The organism is Ferrimonas futtsuensis DSM 18154 (assembly GCF_000422645.1).
GTDB classification, from domain to species: Bacteria; Pseudomonadota; Gammaproteobacteria; order Enterobacterales; family Shewanellaceae; genus Ferrimonas; species Ferrimonas futtsuensis.
This window is the reverse complement of record NZ_AUGL01000018.1, coordinates 32456-49245: the sequence shown is the minus strand read 5'-3', so window position 1 is coordinate 49245 and position 16790 is coordinate 32456. Positions and strand designations below refer to the sequence as shown.

The following is a 16790-nucleotide window of genomic DNA, read 5'->3' as shown; positions in this document are numbered from 1 at the left end:
AGAATGAGCAAACTGCAAAATGTATGGGTTTTCAGCGATAGCCCTGCCCGTCTGCCTGAGCTGATTGCCGGTGCCGCCCAACTGGGTGAACAGGTCAGCGCCCTGGTGCTGGGTACCCAACAGCACCTTGACCAGGCTCTGGCTCTCGGTGCCCACAAGGTCTATCACCTGGGCGAGAAGCCGGCCGAGCGTATCGTCGAAGACTACGCCGATACCCTGGTGGGAATCCTAAACGAAACCAGCGAACACAGCCTGGTTCTGCTGGCCGCGACTCGTCGCTGCAAGGCGCTGGCCGCCAAACTGGGTAACCGCCTCGGCGGCGCCGTATTCAACGACGCCAGTGAGATCCGTTGCGAAGCCGATGCCATTATTGCCAAGCACATGGTCTACGGTGGCCTGGCCCTGGGAGAGGAAAAGCTCACCTCCAAGATCGCCGTGGTGACCCTGGCATCCGGTACCTTTGAGCCCGCAACCGAAGGCGCTGCTCAGGGTGAGGTGCTGACCCTGCCCTTCGTGGAGCCCAAGACTGCCATCAAGTGCGTCGAGCGTCGTGCTAAAGAGGGCGAAGGTGTGGACCTGTCCCGAGCCAAGCGCGTTATCGGTGTCGGCAGCGGCATTGTTTCTCTGGACAACCTCAAGCAGGCCGAGGCCCTGGCAAGCCTGCTGGGCGCCGAGATGGGTTGCAGCCGCCCCATCGCGGAAACCGAGAAGTGGATGGAGCGTGAGCGCTACATCGGCGTGTCCGGAGTGATGCTCAAGCCGGAACTCTACCTGGCCGTGGGGATCTCCGGTCAGATCCAGCACATGGTAGGCGTCAATGGTGCCCAGACCATCATCGCCATCAACAAGGATAAGAACGCCCCCATCTTCCAGTACGCCGATTACGGCCTGGTGGGTGACACCACCAAGGTGATCCCCGCACTGGTAGAGGCTCTCAAGGGCTGATAGCTCTCCGCCAGCGGTCCCGCTTCAGGAGGAAGCGGGGCCCGGCACCCAGCGACAGAGAAACAAGACTATGTCAGAAGAAGCATTTGACACCATTATCGTCGGCGCAGGCCTGGCAGGCAGCGTCGCCGCCTATGTCCTGGCACAGGGCGGCGCCGACGTACTCGTGATTGAGCGCGGCAACTATCCGGGCAGCAAGAACATGACCGGAGGCCGACTCTACGGCCACAGTCTGGAGCGGGTAATTCCCGGCTTCGCTCAGGAAGCGCCCATCGAGCGCCGGGTCACTAAGGAGAAGGTCTCCTTTATGACCGACGACAGCGCCGTCACCCTGGATTACCACAATGGCCAAGGCCAGCAGGCGGTTGAAGAGTCCTACACCGTACTTCGTGGTGAGTTTGACCAGTGGTTGGCCGGCAAGGCAGAAGAGGTCGGTGCCCAGTTTATTACCGGCATCCGGGTCGATAAGGTGTTGACCCGTGACGGCAAGGTGGTGGGGGTCGAGGCCGACGGCGACGAGCTCCTGGCCAAGTGCGTCATCCTGGCAGAGGGAGTCAACCCTGTGCTGGGTGAACAGCTGGGCATGGTCCAGCCCAAGGTTCAGGCCAGCGCCATGGCGGTCGGCGCCAAGGAGCTGATTGAGCTGTCCGAAGAGCAGATCCGTGATCGCTTTAACCTCAGCGGCGACGAGGGAGCCGCCTGGCTGTTTGCCGGCTCGCCTTCCAATGGCCTGATGGGGGGCGGTTTCCTCTACACCAACAAGAGCACGGTTTCCCTGGGGATCGTTGCGGGCCTACACCACATCGGCGAGACGGACAAAACCGTCCCACAGATGCTGGAAGACTTTAAAAACCATCCCGCGGTCAAGCCCCTGATTGAGGGTGGCAAGATGATCGAGTATTCCGGTCACGTGGTCCCCGAAGCGGGCATTCACATGGTCCCCAAACTGGTGGATGACGGCGTGCTGATCACCGGCGATGCCGCCGGCCTGTGCCTCAACGTGGGTTACACCGTCCGCGGCATGGACCTGGCCATCGCCTCCGGTGAAGCCGCCGCCCGGGCCGTGCTGACCGCCAGGGAGAGCAACGACTTCTCTGCCAACGGTCTCGCCAGCTACCAGAGGATGCTGGAGGAGAGCTTTGTGATGAAGGATCTGAAGCTGTACCAGAAGCTGCCGGCCTTTATGGAGAATCCGCGCATCTTCAACCAGTACCCCAAGATGGTGGCCGACCTGATGCAGGAGATGTTCACCGTCGACGGCACTCCGTCCCAACCCATCCGCAAGACCCTGATGAAGCACTGCAAAGAGGTGGGTTACCTCAACCTGCTGAAGGATGGCATTAAAGGAGTCACCGCACTATGAGCAACAGCGTAAACGTCGACGTCAAACTCGGGGTCAACAAGTTCCATGTGGATGAGGGGCATCCCCACATCGTCCTCAAGGAGAACCCGGACCTGGCGGAGGTCAAGAAACTGGTCAACGCCTGCCCCGCCGGACTCTACAAACTGATGGAGGATGGCAGCGTCAAGTTTGACTCAGCCGGATGCCTGGAGTGCGGCACCTGCAAGTTCCTCTGTGGCGACACCATATTGGAAAAGTGGGAGTACCCCAGAGGCACCTTCGGTATCGAGTATCGCTACGGTTAGCGGTGATAAAAAGAGGCAATAAGTATATTGCCTCTTTGTCGTTGCAGTTGGGCCGCCGCCAGCAAAACAGCATAACAAATAGGCTCAACCAGCTGATATTGAATGAATTTAAATCAAACGCTCTAAAAACACTCACGACTTTAAAAATAACGAAGACATAGAGAGATACTTTGGTGCCGGCCGCTGTTAGCCACGACACACAACTCGGGGCTGAGAACTGATACACTCGCCGGCCAAATCTGGGCAGGGACAGGCCCACCCGCAGGAGCGTGGTCACTCCTCGGGGGTGAAAACACACACAGCAACATCAAGGGATATTTCACAGCGCGATCTTTCTATGCAGAAAAACAGAGGCTAATGATGAAAGCTGAGACAAGTTTCGACGATATGGAGTTCTCTCCACTGCACAAGAAGATCATGCTCTGGGGCAGCGGTGGTCCCTTCCTCGATGGTTACGTACTGGTGATCATCGGCATCGCCCTGGAACAGTTGATCCCCAGCATGCAGCTGGACTCCAACTGGGTCGGTCTGGTGGGCGCCTCCACCCTGGTGGGCCTGTTTGTCGGCACCGCCCTGTTCGGCTACATTGCCGATCTCTTCGGCCGCCGACTGATGTTTCTGATTGATATCATCGCCATCGCCGTGCTTTCCGTGGGTACCATGTTTGTCTCCTCCCCCATGGAGCTGGTGATCATGCGCTTTTTGATCGGTGTCGTCATCGGCGCCGATTACCCCATCGCCACCTCGATGGTGGCCGAGTTCTCCCCGACCAAGCAGCGCGCTCTGACCATGGGGTTCATTGCCCTGATGTGGTACGTCGGTGCCACCGCCGCCAACGCCGTGGGCTACCTGCTCTATGATATGGAAGACGGTTGGCGCTGGATGCTGGGCAGCGGCGTCATCCCCTGCCTGGTGATTCTGCTGGGCCGCTTCCACTTGCCCGAATCCCCCCGCTGGCTGCTGAAAAAAGGCCGGGTGGAGGAGTGCCGCCAAGTGATGGAAACCTATTTCGGCAAGGGGGTCACCCTGGAGCAGGAAGCCCCCAAGAAAACCAGCTATGGCGACCTGTTCCGCAAACGCAACCTGAAGATGGTGATCTTTACCGGCACCATCTGGAGCTGTCAGATCATCCCCATGTTCGCCATCTACACCTTCGGTCCGCAGATCATCGGCATGCTTGGCCTGCATGAGGGCAAGGATGCGGCCCTGGGCAACATCCTCATCAGCGGCTTCTTTATCGCAGGCTGCATCCCCGCCATGTACTGGCTCAACTCCATCGGCCGCCGCCCCCTGCTGATCGGCAGCTTTGCCGCCATGACCCTGGCCCTGGCAGTGCTTGGGGTGATTCCCAACCCGAGCATCGCCCTAGTGGTCAGCGCCTTTGGTCTGTACGCCTTCTTTTCCGGTGGCCCTGGCATCTTGCAGTGGCTTTACCCCAATGAGCTGTTTCCCACAGAGATCCGCGCCTCTGCGGTCGGCGCAGTGATGGCATTCAGTCGCATCGGCACCATCGTCTCCACCTACGCCCTGCCTCTGTTTATGGCCAGCTACGGGATCTCCGCCACCATGATGATGGGTGCACTCATCTCCCTGTTGGGCCTGATGATCTCCGTCGCCATGGCCCCGGAGACCCGGGGGATGGCCCTGGCCGAAGCCAGCTCGGCCAAGTTTGGCTGATCTTATGTACCAGGCCCCGCCAGCGGCGGGGCCCAGTCGCCCAATATGAATGGATGAAACTCCTGTGAGCGCTACCTCAAGTCATGAGCTGAAGCTGCCCCCCTCGGCCACGCTTCCCCTGTTTGCCAATATCGATGGCCTGAAGTTCTTCGGCACCTTCTTGCTGGTGCTGCTGGGCACCCTGCCCATGCTGCTCCATCCCGACGCAGCCAAAGAGCAGATCTTCGTGCTGTTTCGCTTTATCACCGAGGAGCTGGGCTGGCTCTACATTCTCGCCGGCATCGGTTCCTTTCTCTGGTGTCTGTGGCTGGCCTTTGGTCGTTACGGCAATCGCACCCTGGGTGACACCACCGAATACTCCGACTACAGCTGGATTGCCATGCTGGTGTGTGCCGGGGTCGGCTCCGGCATCATGTACGGCAGCATGCTGGACTGGGCCCACCTCTGCACCCTGGGGATCAACGGCACCCAGCCGGTCACCACCGCCGCCAATGAATGGGCCGCCGCCTACGCCATGTTCCACTGGGGTCCCATCGCCTGGGCCATGTACGCCACCCTGGCAGTGCCCATCGCCTACCACTTTCACGTCAAACGCACCCCGGTGCTGAACATCTCCCAATGTTGCCGGCCGATACTGGGCGACGGCGTCAACGGCCTGGCGGGCAAAACCATCGACATCCTGTTTATGATTGGCCTGATCGGCGGAGCCGCCACCTCTTTGGGTCTGGGTGCGCCGGTGATCGCCGCCGCCGTCAGCGATCTGCTGGGGATCGCCAACAACACCCGGCTGGAAATTGCCGTACTCTTCTTTGTCACCTCGGTATTTGGCTGCAGTGCCTTCTTTGGCATCAAAAAGGGGCTGAGAACCATGTCGGACATCAACGTGGTGCTCTCCATCCTGTTGCTGGCCTTCGTGCTGCTGGCCGGCCCATCGGTGTTCACCCTGGAGATGGGGATCAGCACCCTGGGACGGGTACTGACCAACTTCGTCGCCATGTCCACCAACATGGATCCCATCGGTGACAGTGGGGTAACCACCGGCTGGACGGTGTTTTACTGGGCCTGGTGGGCCTCATTCGCCCCCTTCATGTCGATGTTCATCGCCAAGATCTCCCGGGGACGCACCGTGAAGGCCACCATTTTGGTGACTCTGCTGGCCGCCTCCTGTGGTTGCGCCGCCTTCTACATCATCTTCGGCAATTTTACCCTGCACCTTCAGGTGACCGGTCAATTGGATGTGGCCAGCCTGGTTCAGCAGTACAAGGGGGGAGATGTGATCATGATGGTGGCCAAATATCTGCCTGCACATCAGCTATTTGAAGCGGTGTTTGCCTTCGTCTGCTGCATCTTCCTGGCCACCACCTACGATGCGGTCAGCTATGCCCTGTCGGCCACCACCACCGCCGAGCTGACGCCGGAGCAGGAGCCGGCCCGCTGGAACCGACTGTTCTGGGCCTGCGTCCTGAGCCTGCTGCCTCTCGGAATCATGGTGCTCGACGGTCCTCTGGAGGTGCTGCAGACCGCCACCATAGTTTCGGGCCTGCCGGTGCTGGGAGTGATCACCCTGGGAGTTCTCTCCTTTATCCGCGAGTTACGCAGCTGTGGCTGGCAAAGGCGCAGACCGCCCAAACCCGCGCCTTAACCTCAGTTTCCCCTCTCTGTGGCGCTTATGACTGGATTCCCGCGGCCCAGCCAGTATCATAGGCGCCATCCCAATACTGCCGGCCATCTCTATCCGACCCTGGGGCCATTGATGAGACGACCAGGGCTCCGGCTGGCAAAGCTTGAATCGATACAGGAAACCTCATGGCACAGTTTATCTACTCCATGCTCAGGGTTGGCAAGGTGGTACCACCTAAGCGCCACATCCTGAAAGATATCTCCCTCTCGTTCTTCCCCGGCGCCAAGATCGGTGTTCTGGGTCTGAACGGTGCCGGTAAATCCACCCTGCTGCGGATCATGGCCGGTGTGGACACCGAGTTCGAAGGCGAAGCCCGCCCCATGCCCGGCATCAATGTGGGTTACCTGCCCCAGGAACCACAGATGGACATGGACAAGACGGTCCGTGAAGTGGTTGAAGAAGCGGTGGCCGACGTTAAAGGCGCCCTGACCCGTCTGGATGAGGTGTACGCCGCCTACGCCGATGAGAACGCCGATTTCGACGCCCTGGCCAAGGAGCAAGGGGAGCTCGAGTCGATCATCGCCGCCAAAGATGGACACGCCCTGGACAACGCCCTAGAGCGGGCCGCCGACGCCATGCGTCTGCCTGAATGGGATGCCAAGGTGAAGGTCCTCTCCGGTGGTGAACGCCGCCGTGTGGCCCTGGCCCGCCTGCTGCTGGAAAAGCCGGACATGCTGCTGCTGGACGAGCCCACCAACCACCTGGACGCCGAATCCGTCGCCTGGCTGGAGCGCTTCCTAGAAGAGTACCCCGGCACCGTGGTGGCCATCACCCACGACCGTTACTTCCTGGACAACGCCGCCGGCTGGATCCTGGAACTGGACCGCGGCGAGGGCATCCCCTGGGAGGGCAACTACTCCTCCTGGCTGGAGCAGAAGGAAGCCCGTCTGGAGCAGGAAGCGGCCCAGGAGAAGGCCCGCATGAAGTCGATCCAGAAGGAACTCGAATGGGTTCGTCAAAACCCCAAAGGCCGCCAGGCCAAGAGCAAGGCCCGTATGGCCCGCTTCGAGGAGCTGAGCAGCACCGACTACCAGCGTCGCAACGAGACCAACGAGCTGTTCATCCCACCCGGCGAGCGTCTGGGGGACAAGGTGCTGGAGGTGAGCAACCTGACCAAGTCCTACGACGGCCGGGTGCTGATCAACGACCTCTCCTTCTCCGTGCCCAAGGGGGCCATCGTCGGCATCATCGGTGCCAACGGTGCCGGTAAGTCCACCCTGTTCCGCATGCTCTCGGGCAAGGAGCAGCCAGACAGCGGCACCATCGACCTGGGCGACACCGTGAAGCTGGCGTCCGTGGATCAGTTCCGTGACGACATGGACGGCAGCAAGACCGTATTCCAGGAAGTCTCCGGTGGTCAGGATATCCTGAAGATTGGCAACTTCGAGATCCCCTCCCGTGCCTACGTCTCCCGCTTCAACTTCAAGGGCACCGACCAACAGAAGCGTGTGGGCGAACTGTCCGGTGGTGAGCGCGGCCGTCTGCACCTGGCCAAGCTGCTGCAGGCCGGCGGCAACATGCTGCTGCTGGATGAGCCCACCAACGACCTGGACGTAGAGACCCTGCGTGCCCTGGAGAACGCCCTGCTGGAGTTCCCCGGCTGTGCCATGGTGATCTCTCACGATCGTTGGTTCCTGGACCGCATCGCCACCCACATTCTGGACTACCGCGACGAAGGCGAGGTGAACTTCTTCGAAGGCAACTACAGCGAATACCGCGACTGGATGAAGAAGACCCACGGCGCCGATGCCCTGGAGCCTCACCGCATCAAATACAAACGCATCGACTGATGCCTTTGTGGCGCCCGGATCCCGGGCGCCCCTTTCCCCCCTCAACCTTGAACTCTCTCAACTTTTCATCATCCTGCCAGTGTTAAGCTTGCCGCTTCAGGCGAGACCGGGCGCTTTACTCAAAGAAACCAGGCCATACCCATTTCACGGCCCCTTGGGTAAGATGAGCACAATCCCGTCTCCCGGAAACGGATGCAAGATACGATTTTGGTGAAGGATCTATGAACTACCGATTGACCCACGAGCAGGAACAATTTGTCCGCAGCGTACGCGCCCTGATGGAGCGGGAGGACTGGGAAAGCTATTTCGCCCAGTGCGACAATGACTGCGTCTACCCGGAACGCTTCGTCCACGAACTGGCCCGCATGGGCATTGACAGCCTGCTGCTGCCGGAAGAGTACGACGGCTTCGACGCCGGAATGCTGACCCTGACGGTGATCTGGGAAGAGTTGGGCCGCCTGGGCGCCCCCACCTATGTACTCTACCAACTGGCAGGCTATGGCACCCTGCTGAAAGAGGGCAGCGAGGAACAGATCAACAAGATCCTGGCCCTGCGCGGCACCGGCCAGCAGATGTGGAACTCCGCCATTACCGAGCCCGGCGCCGGCTCGGATGTGCGCAGCCTGCAGTCCACCTACAAGCGTAAGAAGGGCAAGAAGGGCAAGGTCTACCTCAACGGCACCAAGTGCTACATCACCTCCGCCTCCGGCTGTCCCTATCTGGTGGTGATGGCCCGAGATGCGGACGCGGCGGTGCCGATCTTCTCCGAATTTTTCGTGGACATGTCCAAGCCGGGCATCGAAGTGAGTGAATTGCCCAAACTGGGACTGAAGATGGACAGCTGCTGCCAGGTCACCTTCTCCGATGTGGAGCTGGATGAAAGCGATCTGTTCGGCACCGAAGGCAACGGCTTCGAGCGGGTCAAGGAGGAGTTCAATCTGGAGCGCTTCCTGATTGCCTGCACCAACTACGGCAGTGCCTACTGCGCCTTCGAGGATGCCGCCCGCTACGCCAACTCCCGGGTCCAGTTTGGTCAGCCCATCGCCCGCACCCAGCTGATTCAGGACAAGTTCGCTCAGATGGCGATCAACCTGAACAACATGAAGAACATGCTCTACCAGGCCGCCTGGAAGGCAGACAACGGCCTGATGACCTCAGGTGATGCCGCCATGTGCAAACTCTACTGCGCCAAGGCAGCCTTCGAGGTGGTGGATGAAGCGATGCAGGTGTTCGGCGGCTCCGCCATCACCGGCGAGCATCGCATCGCCCGATTCTGGCGAGACCTGCGGGTCGACCGGGTCTCAGGCGGCTCCGAGGAGATGCAGCGTCTGACCCTGGGGCGGGCGGTACTGGCGGAATACGCCGAGGAGTAGCCCGGCTCCCGACAATGCCACCCGGGTCACTGTCGGTGACTGACGTTCGGCACTATACTGAAATCAAACAGGTTTGGAGCAGTAACGGATGGAAGAACGCAGACACTTTACCCGGGTGCAGTTTATGGGGCCGGCCCTGCTCTGGCAGGGTGAGCGCCAGTGTTCCACCAAGGTGCTGGACCTCAGCCTGCACGGCATCCTGCTGGCCAGGCCCGAAGGGATGACGAGCGCCCCAGGGGAGACCCTGACCGTGCATATCCCCCTGGGCGAACAGGCGAGCATCGAGATGAGCGCCGAGGTGATGCGGGTCAACCAACTCTCTCTGGGACTGGTGTGGCACAACATCGAGGTGGAGAGCCTGATCCACCTCAGACGCCTGGTGGAACTGCACAGCCCCACCAGCATCGACAAGGAGCTGGAAGAGCTGTGGCAGGAGCTGTAGCTAGATAGCCTCCAGAGCCTGAGCCAGCTTGGTGACGCCGATCACCTCCATCCCCTCCACCGGCTGACGGGGCACATTGCCCTTGGGCACAATGGCGCGGGTAAAGCCGTGTTTGGCCGCCTCGTTGAGCCGTTCACCGCCATTGGGCACAGGCCGAATCTCCCCGGACAATCCGACCTCGCCAAACACCACCAGATCCCTGGGCAGCGCCTGATCCCGGAAGCTGGACACCATCGCCAGCAACAGGCTGAGATCGGCGCCGGTCTCGGTCACCTTGACCCCGCCCACCACGTTGGCAAACACATCCTGATCCGACATCTGCAGGCCACCATGGCGGTGCAACACCGCCAGCAGCATCGCCAGCCGGTTCTGCTCCAGGCCCACGGCGATGCGCCTGGGGTTCCCCAACTGGCTGTGATCCACCAGAGCTTGCAGTTCCACCAGCAGCGGGCGGGTGCCCTCCCAGATCACCAGCACCACAGAGCCTGGGGATTGCTCTTCGGCGCGGGAGAGGAAGATGGCGGAGGGGTTGGCCACCTCTTTGAGTCCCTGCCCGGTCATGGCAAACACCCCGAGCTCATTCACCGCACCAAAGCGGTTCTTGTGGCTTCTCAGGGTACGAAAACGGGAGTCGCCGTCGCCATCCAGCAGCACGGAACAGTCGATGCAGTGCTCCAGAACCTTGGGGCCGGCCAGTGAGCCGTCCTTGGTCACGTGCCCCACCAGAAACATGGCCACGTTATTCTGCTTGGCGAAGCGGGTCAGGTAGGCGGCGCTTTCCCTCACCTGGGCCACACTGCCTGGGGCGGACTGCACATCCGCCATATGCATCACCTGGATGGAGTCGATCACCATGATGGAGGGCTTCTCCTTATCGGCGATGTGGCAGATCTGCTCCACCGAAGTCTCCGACAGCATCTTCAGCTTGTCCGTGGGCAATCCCAATCTGTTGGCGCGCATCGCCACCTGCTGCAGAGACTCCTCACCGGTGACGTACAGGGTGTTCATGGACTGGGAGAGGCGGCACATGGTCTGCAGCAGCAGCGTCGACTTACCGGCCCCGGGGTTCCCGCCAATGAGAATGGCGGAACCTGGCACGACACCGCCACCCAAAACCCGGTCCAGTTCGCTGAAGCCACTGGAGAATCTGGGCAACTCCTGCAGGTCAATCTCGTTGAGCAGCTGGACACCGCTGTTGGTGGCGTCCCCGGCATAACCGCTGAAACGATCACTTCGCCCCTTGGGAGCGGCCCCAAGGCGCACTTCGGTCAGGGTGTTCCAGGCGCCACAGGCGTTGCACTGCCCCTGCCACCTGGGGTGGTCAGCCCCACAATCGTTACACACATACGCTGACTTGGATTTGGCCATACTTTTCGCCCATGCTCATCGGAGGAGCCTCAAAAAATGAGACTCCAATCATTCACTTGAGCCTGGGATTATATACGTCATCCCCGCCACGGGTTACACTCTTGGGGATAAAAGATTGAACAGCGTTCCCATGGAAGAGCACCACGACCTCATAAATCAGCTGATCCCCCTGTTGCAGGACAGCAGTTTCGACAACCTGCTGGATCAGGCCACCACCCACCTGAGCAACTCGGATCGATTCCTGATCCGCATGGAGCTCAGACGCCTGAATCAGGACTGCCTGCGTCGCATCGACCTCAGTGGCTCCGAGGCGGTGACAGAGTGCGCCATTGCCGGCCTGACCCACAGGCTGACCGAGGAAGCCAAGCAGTTTCTCGAACAGCAGTTGGAACTCTACGAGGGGCGCTATACCGTCGGTGCCTATGAAGCGCTGATGACCTATCTCAAGGGTGAACCCGAACAGGAGCAGGAGGAGAGCGACCAGCCCAGAGAGCCGGCGCCTTTCCGCATGGACCTGCTGCCCATGGGGCACTACATCCGTCGCCGGGAAACCCGCCATACCTTCTCCTCCGCCATCACCCTGTGGCAACCGGAGGGGGCACCGGTATCGGGCCGGACCCAGGATCTCTCCATTCGCGGTGCCCGGGTCAAGACGGAGCGAAAATGGCACCTGAACCCGGATCTGCCCATCTTTGTCAGTTTCACCGAGCTGGCGTCAGAGTTTGTCGCACCGGAGCTGAAACACGGCGTCAGCTACCGACTGGTGGAGGCCTTGCCCGGGGATGATCATCAGAGCCTGAGACTGGTCCGCAACGACAGTGACTCGGTTCTGGACCAGACCCTGGAACGAATTCTCAGTGTCAGCCGCCTGCGTACCCGTCCCGAGCTCAACCACCTGCTGCGCACGGCCAAGAGCCGGGGCTACGAACGTCAGTACCTGCCCCAGCTCAGCTCGGTACCTCTGGCCATGTCCATCAAACAGGGCAAGCTGCGCCCCTCCCTGGTGCTTCAGACCAAGGCCAACCTGGCCCACCTGGATTACTGGATGGATGAGCGTGGGCACAGTCAGATCGGCTCGGCCCTTACCGAAGAGCGCCTGGCCCGGGTGCTGAAACATCCCGGCGACGTGGCGCACCAACTGCTGTTCAGCTTCGTCCATCTGCACGAAGGTCATAGGCTGTTCTTCTCTGCCACCCTGTGGGAGCTGAACAAACTGGAGATGACCGCTTGCTTCTTCAAGCACGGCAGCCAAAAACAAGGCTTTAAGCGGCACCGAATCAGGCTCCATGCCATCAGTGAGCGAGACAAGGAGTGGGCCTGCCACTCGCCGGTCAATGGCCGTGCCGCCGACTCTCTGGTGCAACAGCAGCTGCGTGCCCTCTCTCTTTTGATCAATCTGGAGAGCAGCGACCTGGGTCAGCAAAGCGGCTTTAGCGGTTACGAGTCAGGGTGCCACATCAACCAGTTGCGCCGTTTCGGTCAGAAGCGGGTCGCCGATCTGGATCCCAGCCCGCTGGCCTGCGATCATCAGGAGCTGCGCCGCGAGCCCAGATTCTCACTGCACACCAAGGTGGTGATCAGTCACGGCCGCCGTGACCTGATTGCCCAATCTGTGGATGTCTCCCCCCGGGGTCTGCGACTGATGCTCACCGAAACCACTGAGCTGGAATCCAGACAGATGGTCAAGGTAGAGTTCCCCGAACTGCAGCCCATGGCGGGCAAACTCAAGCTCAAGGGGCTGCCCTACGAGCTGGTACGCTGCCAGCAGGACAAACGCACCCTGCACCTGAAGGCCGCCGAGGATGAGCCTCATGCCGGCGTGGTGTTCCTGTCCCACCTGCTGAGCCAGAACCGCAGCAAGATAGCCCAGGTGGGCTCCAAGCTGCAGCATCGTCAGTTGCTGGAGGGGATGAAGAACCTGATACTGAAACGGCTTTACTCCCTGCCCTTCTTCGTCCACAAGAGAAAAACCCACCTGGAAGCGAACCTGGCCGGCAGCAGCCTGCTGCCCAGCGCCACCTTCCAGGCCCTGACCGATCCACAAGGACTGAGCCTGGAGGCGATTCTGGACAATGCCGTGGTCAAGGAGCATCTGGCGGGGATCGGCAAGGGGCAGGAGCAGCACAAGGAGTGGCATACTACCCTGCTGCTTCACTGGCCACCGGAGCGGGATCTGCGCAAAAGCTGGACCCTGTCCGAGATCGGTGACAGCCACAATATCCACAGCAAGCTGATGGAACTGGGGGCCAAGAAGCACCTCAAGGTGGTGAGTCTCAAGCTCAGCCGGGCTCAGAAGCCGGACCTGGACTATCTGCAGGGGGAGCTGGCCGCCATCAGCACCCACGCCCTGCATCGGGCCAAGGAGCTGGAGGAGATGTTGTGGCAGGTGGTGGTGGTCGGCGAGCTGAAGGAGATCACCCCTGAGACCCTGCTGGAGTATCAGCTAGCCACTGGGGAGACTGCAGCCAGCTAAGCACGTCCGGGTACAGCTCCTTGGCTGCATCCCGGTGAGTCAGAATGCCCGCATGGTCGTAATCACGACGCCAGCCCTGGCGTCGCCCCAGAACCTGATAGCGGGCCATTCCATCCAGGCCGCACTCCTGCATCAGGTCTTTCACATCCCTGGGGTTGCCCAATGCCTTGTCACCGGCCCCCGCCAGAAACCAGGTGGCGGGCCATCGCCCCTGGGCCACCAGCTCGCGGGCCGACTCGCCATAGTCAAAACCATCCATCTCATCCAGCCAGTGGGCATCGGAGATCCAGGGCAGAGAGTCCATCAGGAAACGGGTCGACTGGTCATCCATCCCCACCCGCCAGCGCTGCAGGGGCAGATAACCCAACTTCTGACCCAGCCAGGGGAACAGTCGCTTCCAGGCGAGCTCGATCTTCAGCAGCCGCTCAGAGCTCCAGCTACGCACCGTGCGCTTGGACGCGAACAGGGTCAGGGTGGGAATCTGTTGCAGAAGTGAGGGGTAGCGGGCCAGGGCCGCGATCATCAGTACACCGCCCCAGGAGTGACCCACCCAATGAATAGGCTGGCTGTGGCGCTCCAGCAGCAGTCGCTGCACCAGGGGCAGCTGCTCATGGATCACTTCGTACTGGCCATGCTCCTCACGATGAGACAGGGGAGGATGGGACTGCCCATGACCGTAGCAATCGAGCACGTAGACCTGATAACCCTGGTCCGCCAGATAGCACCCCAGGCCACGGCCTCCGCCACTGTAGAACACCCGACCATTGCTCATGGCGCCGTGCACCATCAGCACCACGCCCTTTGGCGTCTCTTCGGGGGTCAGCACCCGCAGATGCAGCTGGCCGCTGCGATAATCGATAAACTCCGATCCCTGGCTGTGTGTCATGAACGTTGCAACCCTCCTACTCCCTGGAGGAACGATTAGACCCTGATTCGTGACCTAGATCAATAGCACTAATGTGGCGTCCAGGCCCAGAGCGGCCAGGTGAGCATCCGCCTGTGCCGCCACCGCAGGCTTGGCCCTGAAGCCCACCCCCAGCGCCGCACGATTCATCATCGGCAGGTCATTGGCCCCATCCCCCATCGCCACCCACTGGCTCTGAGGAATGCCATATTTCTCTCCGAGTTGCGCCAGTATTGCCGCTTTTACCTCGGCACCGACAATTTCACCACTGACCCGGCCGGTCAGCACCCCATCCGCCTCTTCGAGATCGTTGGCCTGGAAGTGATCCAGCCCAAGATGGGCGGCCAATACTGACGCGATGCGGTTGAATCCCCCCGAGGCCAGGGCCACCTTCCAGCCCGCCTGTTTCAGCCCCTCCACCAGGGCTTCCAGTCCAGGATTCAGCGGCAGGTTGGCTGCGATCTCGTCCAGCACCGAGGCGGAGATGCCGTCCAACTTGGCCACCCGCTGACGCAGGCTCTCCTCGAACCCCAGTTCGCCGCGCATGGCCGCTTCGGTCACCTGGCTTACTTCGTCATACACGCCCCCTGCCCGGGCGATCTCATCGATGCATTCGATGCCGATGGCGGTAGAGTCCATATCCATCAACAGCAGACCCGGCGTATCCAGGCGCGGACGCTCAGCACTCAGGCTGAAGCGCTCGGCACCCGCGGGAAGAGGCAGGGAGGCCTCCCCCAGCCAACTGACCCAGTGGTGGACGCCCCTCTGGCCGGTTGAGACCACCAGCCCCTGTTGTCTGGCATCACCGGCCAGACGCTCGGCAGCGGCAGCGTCGGTGAGGACAATCCGGGTCTCCTCAGCGGAAACAGGCTGTGAACTCATGGCTTACTCCTTGAAAAACGACAGGTTGTCTGTTCATTGCGCAGATTAGTCGCTAGGATCACAAAAGGATGAAGAGGCTGCAAGGACAACGGCTTGACCCATAACGGCGAGACAACCAACCATAACTACGGACGACTGACCCTGAGACTGATGCAGGTGATTGCCGCCGTCGCCCTGCTCAGTGCCATCTTGCTGATGTGGCAGCATCAGGTGAGCCAACGCAGCGAACTGCTCTACGGCAAGGCCGATGGTCAGGCGGAACAGATCGTTCAGTTTGCCGCCATCGCCGCCGCGCCGGCCCTGGCCGACGAACGGGACGATCAACTGCAATGGCTGGTAGACAGCCTGGTGGAAGACAGCCGAATCCTCTCCGCCACCCTGTTCAGCGCCGATGGCCAGAAACTGTTCCAAGCCCAGAGCCTGTTTCCCCTGTCACAACTGCCGGAGGAGTCGGTCATTGAGGCCGCCCTGGACCGGTTCGACCCCTTTGTGGCCGAAGTGGTTCTGGAAGAACAATCCCTGGGTTACCTGCGCATTCGCGCCAACACCCACCTGTTCTTCATCGAGCAGCGCCGCCTGGAACGCAGCCTGATCCGCCAGCAACCGCTGATGATGCTGATGGCCGGTCTGGTGGGCGCCCTGCTGACCCTGGCGCTCTCCACCCGGCGTCTGGACATCAACCGCCGCCGGGATCAGCTCAAAGCCGCCAAATCCGCCGAGCCCCCACAGCCTGAAGAGGCGGAAGAACCAGAAGAGGCGGAAGAACCTGAAGAGGCGGAAGAACCTGAAGAGGCGGAAGACAGCAAACCGCCCCCACCGAAACCGAAAGCTTAGCCACAAATACACAAAAGGCGGGCCATTAGGCCCGCCTTTGTCATCTGAAACTTCGGCTTACAGCAGAGAATCCAGAGTCATCACTATCATGTCGTTGAAGGTGGTCTGACGCTCTTCAGAGGTGGTCGCTTCACCGGTACGGATGTGATCGGATACGGTCACTACGCACAGGGCGTTGGCGCCGTACTCGGCAGCCACACCGTACAGACCGGCGGCTTCCATCTCTACACCCAGAACGTTCATCTTCTCCATGATGTCGAACATCTCTGGATCCGGGGTGTAGAACAGGTCGGCAGAGTAGATGTTACCGATCTTAACGGCGATGTTGGACGCTTCGGCAGACTTCACTACGTTGGACAGCAGACCGTAGTCGGCGATGGCGGCGAAATCGTAACCCTTGAAGCGAGTGCGGTTTACGCCGGAATCGGTGCAGGCACCCATGCCGATGATCACGTCGCGTACTTTAACGTCGGTGCTTACGGCACCACAGCTGCCCACGCGGATGATGTTCTTCACACCGTACTCGGTGATCAGCTCTTTGGCGTAGATGGAGCAGGATGGGATACCCATGCCGGAACCCATTACGGACACTTTCTTGCCCTTGTAGGTACCGGTGAAGCCCAGCATGTTACGTACGTCGGTAACCTGTTCAACGTCTTCCAGGAAGGTTTCCGCAATGTACTTGGCGCGCAGAGGGTCGCCAGGGAACAGAACGGTTTCGGCGAAAGCGCCAGCAGGTGCATTAATGTGTGGAGTTGCCATTATTATTGACCC

The 16790-nt window shown here is 60.6% G+C and carries 14 protein-coding genes; 10 read left to right on the top strand and 4 right to left on the bottom strand.

Annotation, left to right across the window (positions count from 1 at the left end; all coding sequences use genetic code 11):
* The first annotated feature begins 3 nt into the window (after positions 1–3).
* From G505_RS0112545 to G505_RS0112510, 8 genes are all read left to right on the top strand, one after another.
* Positions 4–945 carry an FAD-binding protein gene (locus G505_RS0112545; protein WP_028109871.1) on the top strand — a complete coding sequence of 314 codons (942 nt, stop codon included), beginning with the start codon at positions 4–6 and terminating at the stop codon, positions 943–945.
* A 70-nt stretch (positions 946–1015) separates the two neighbouring features.
* Positions 1016–2308 carry an FAD-dependent oxidoreductase gene (locus tag G505_RS0112540; RefSeq protein ID WP_028109870.1) on the top strand — a complete coding sequence of 431 codons (1293 nt, stop codon included), beginning with the start codon at positions 1016–1018 and terminating at the stop codon, positions 2306–2308.
* Positions 2305–2592, top strand: coding sequence for a ferredoxin family protein (locus G505_RS0112535; RefSeq protein WP_028109869.1), 288 nt, complete (start codon positions 2305–2307; stop codon positions 2590–2592). The genes G505_RS0112540 and G505_RS0112535 overlap by 4 nt, the downstream gene beginning before the upstream one ends.
* 360 nt (positions 2593–2952) lie before the next feature.
* Complete coding sequence (locus tag G505_RS0112530) at positions 2953–4269, top strand: MFS transporter (protein ID WP_028109868.1); 1317 nt, start codon at positions 2953–2955, stop codon at positions 4267–4269.
* A 64-nt stretch (positions 4270–4333) separates the two neighbouring features.
* Positions 4334–5911 (top strand): BCCT family transporter, encoded by a 1578-nt coding sequence (locus G505_RS0112525; RefSeq protein ID WP_051216164.1) that lies wholly within the window; start codon positions 4334–4336, stop codon positions 5909–5911.
* Between the two features lie 164 nt (positions 5912–6075).
* Entirely contained in the window at positions 6076–7740 is a 1665-nt protein-coding gene (gene ettA, locus G505_RS0112520; protein ID WP_028109866.1) for an energy-dependent translational throttle protein EttA, read from the top strand.
* 221 nt (positions 7741–7961) lie between these two features.
* Positions 7962–9113: a crotonobetainyl-CoA dehydrogenase gene (caiA, locus tag G505_RS0112515; protein WP_028109865.1), complete on the top strand. Its 1152-nt coding sequence runs from the start codon at positions 7962–7964 to the stop codon at positions 9111–9113.
* A gap of 88 nt (positions 9114–9201) precedes the next feature.
* On the top strand, positions 9202–9555 hold the full coding sequence (locus G505_RS0112510; RefSeq protein ID WP_028109864.1) for a PilZ domain-containing protein: 354 nt from the start codon (positions 9202–9204) through the stop codon (positions 9553–9555).
* Here G505_RS0112510 and radA read toward each other — a convergent pair whose 3' ends face one another.
* The gene (gene radA, locus G505_RS0112505) at positions 9556–10923 is read right to left on the bottom strand and encodes a DNA repair protein RadA (protein ID WP_028109863.1); all 1368 of its coding nucleotides are present in this window, start codon (positions 10921–10923) and stop codon (positions 9556–9558) included.
* A 115-nt stretch (positions 10924–11038) separates the two neighbouring features.
* On the opposite strand from radA, the gene G505_RS0112500 reads away from it, so the two are divergent.
* The gene (locus tag G505_RS0112500; protein WP_157509191.1) at positions 11039–13396 is read left to right on the top strand and encodes a PilZ domain-containing protein; all 2358 of its coding nucleotides are present in this window, start codon (positions 11039–11041) and stop codon (positions 13394–13396) included.
* On the opposite strand, the gene G505_RS0112495 is transcribed toward G505_RS0112500, so the two are convergent.
* Positions 13338–14282 carry an alpha/beta fold hydrolase gene (locus G505_RS0112495; RefSeq protein WP_028109861.1) on the bottom strand — a complete coding sequence of 315 codons (945 nt, stop codon included), beginning with the start codon at positions 14280–14282 and terminating at the stop codon, positions 13338–13340. The genes G505_RS0112500 and G505_RS0112495 overlap by 59 nt on opposite strands.
* A 54-nt stretch (positions 14283–14336) precedes the next feature.
* Positions 14337–15182 (bottom strand): phosphoserine phosphatase SerB, encoded by an 846-nt coding sequence (gene serB, locus G505_RS21485; RefSeq protein ID WP_051216163.1) that lies wholly within the window; start codon positions 15180–15182, stop codon positions 14337–14339.
* 93 nt (positions 15183–15275) lie between these two features.
* Between serB and G505_RS0112485 the strand changes: the two genes are divergently transcribed.
* The gene (locus G505_RS0112485) at positions 15276–16016 is read left to right on the top strand and encodes an AhpA/YtjB family protein (RefSeq protein WP_028109860.1); all 741 of its coding nucleotides are present in this window, start codon (positions 15276–15278) and stop codon (positions 16014–16016) included.
* Positions 16017–16073: 57 nt separating this feature from the next.
* On the opposite strand, the gene deoD is transcribed toward G505_RS0112485, so the two are convergent.
* Positions 16074–16778 (bottom strand): purine-nucleoside phosphorylase, encoded by a 705-nt coding sequence (gene deoD / locus G505_RS0112480; protein WP_028109859.1) that lies wholly within the window; start codon positions 16776–16778, stop codon positions 16074–16076.
* Positions 16779–16790: the final 12 nt, after the last annotated feature.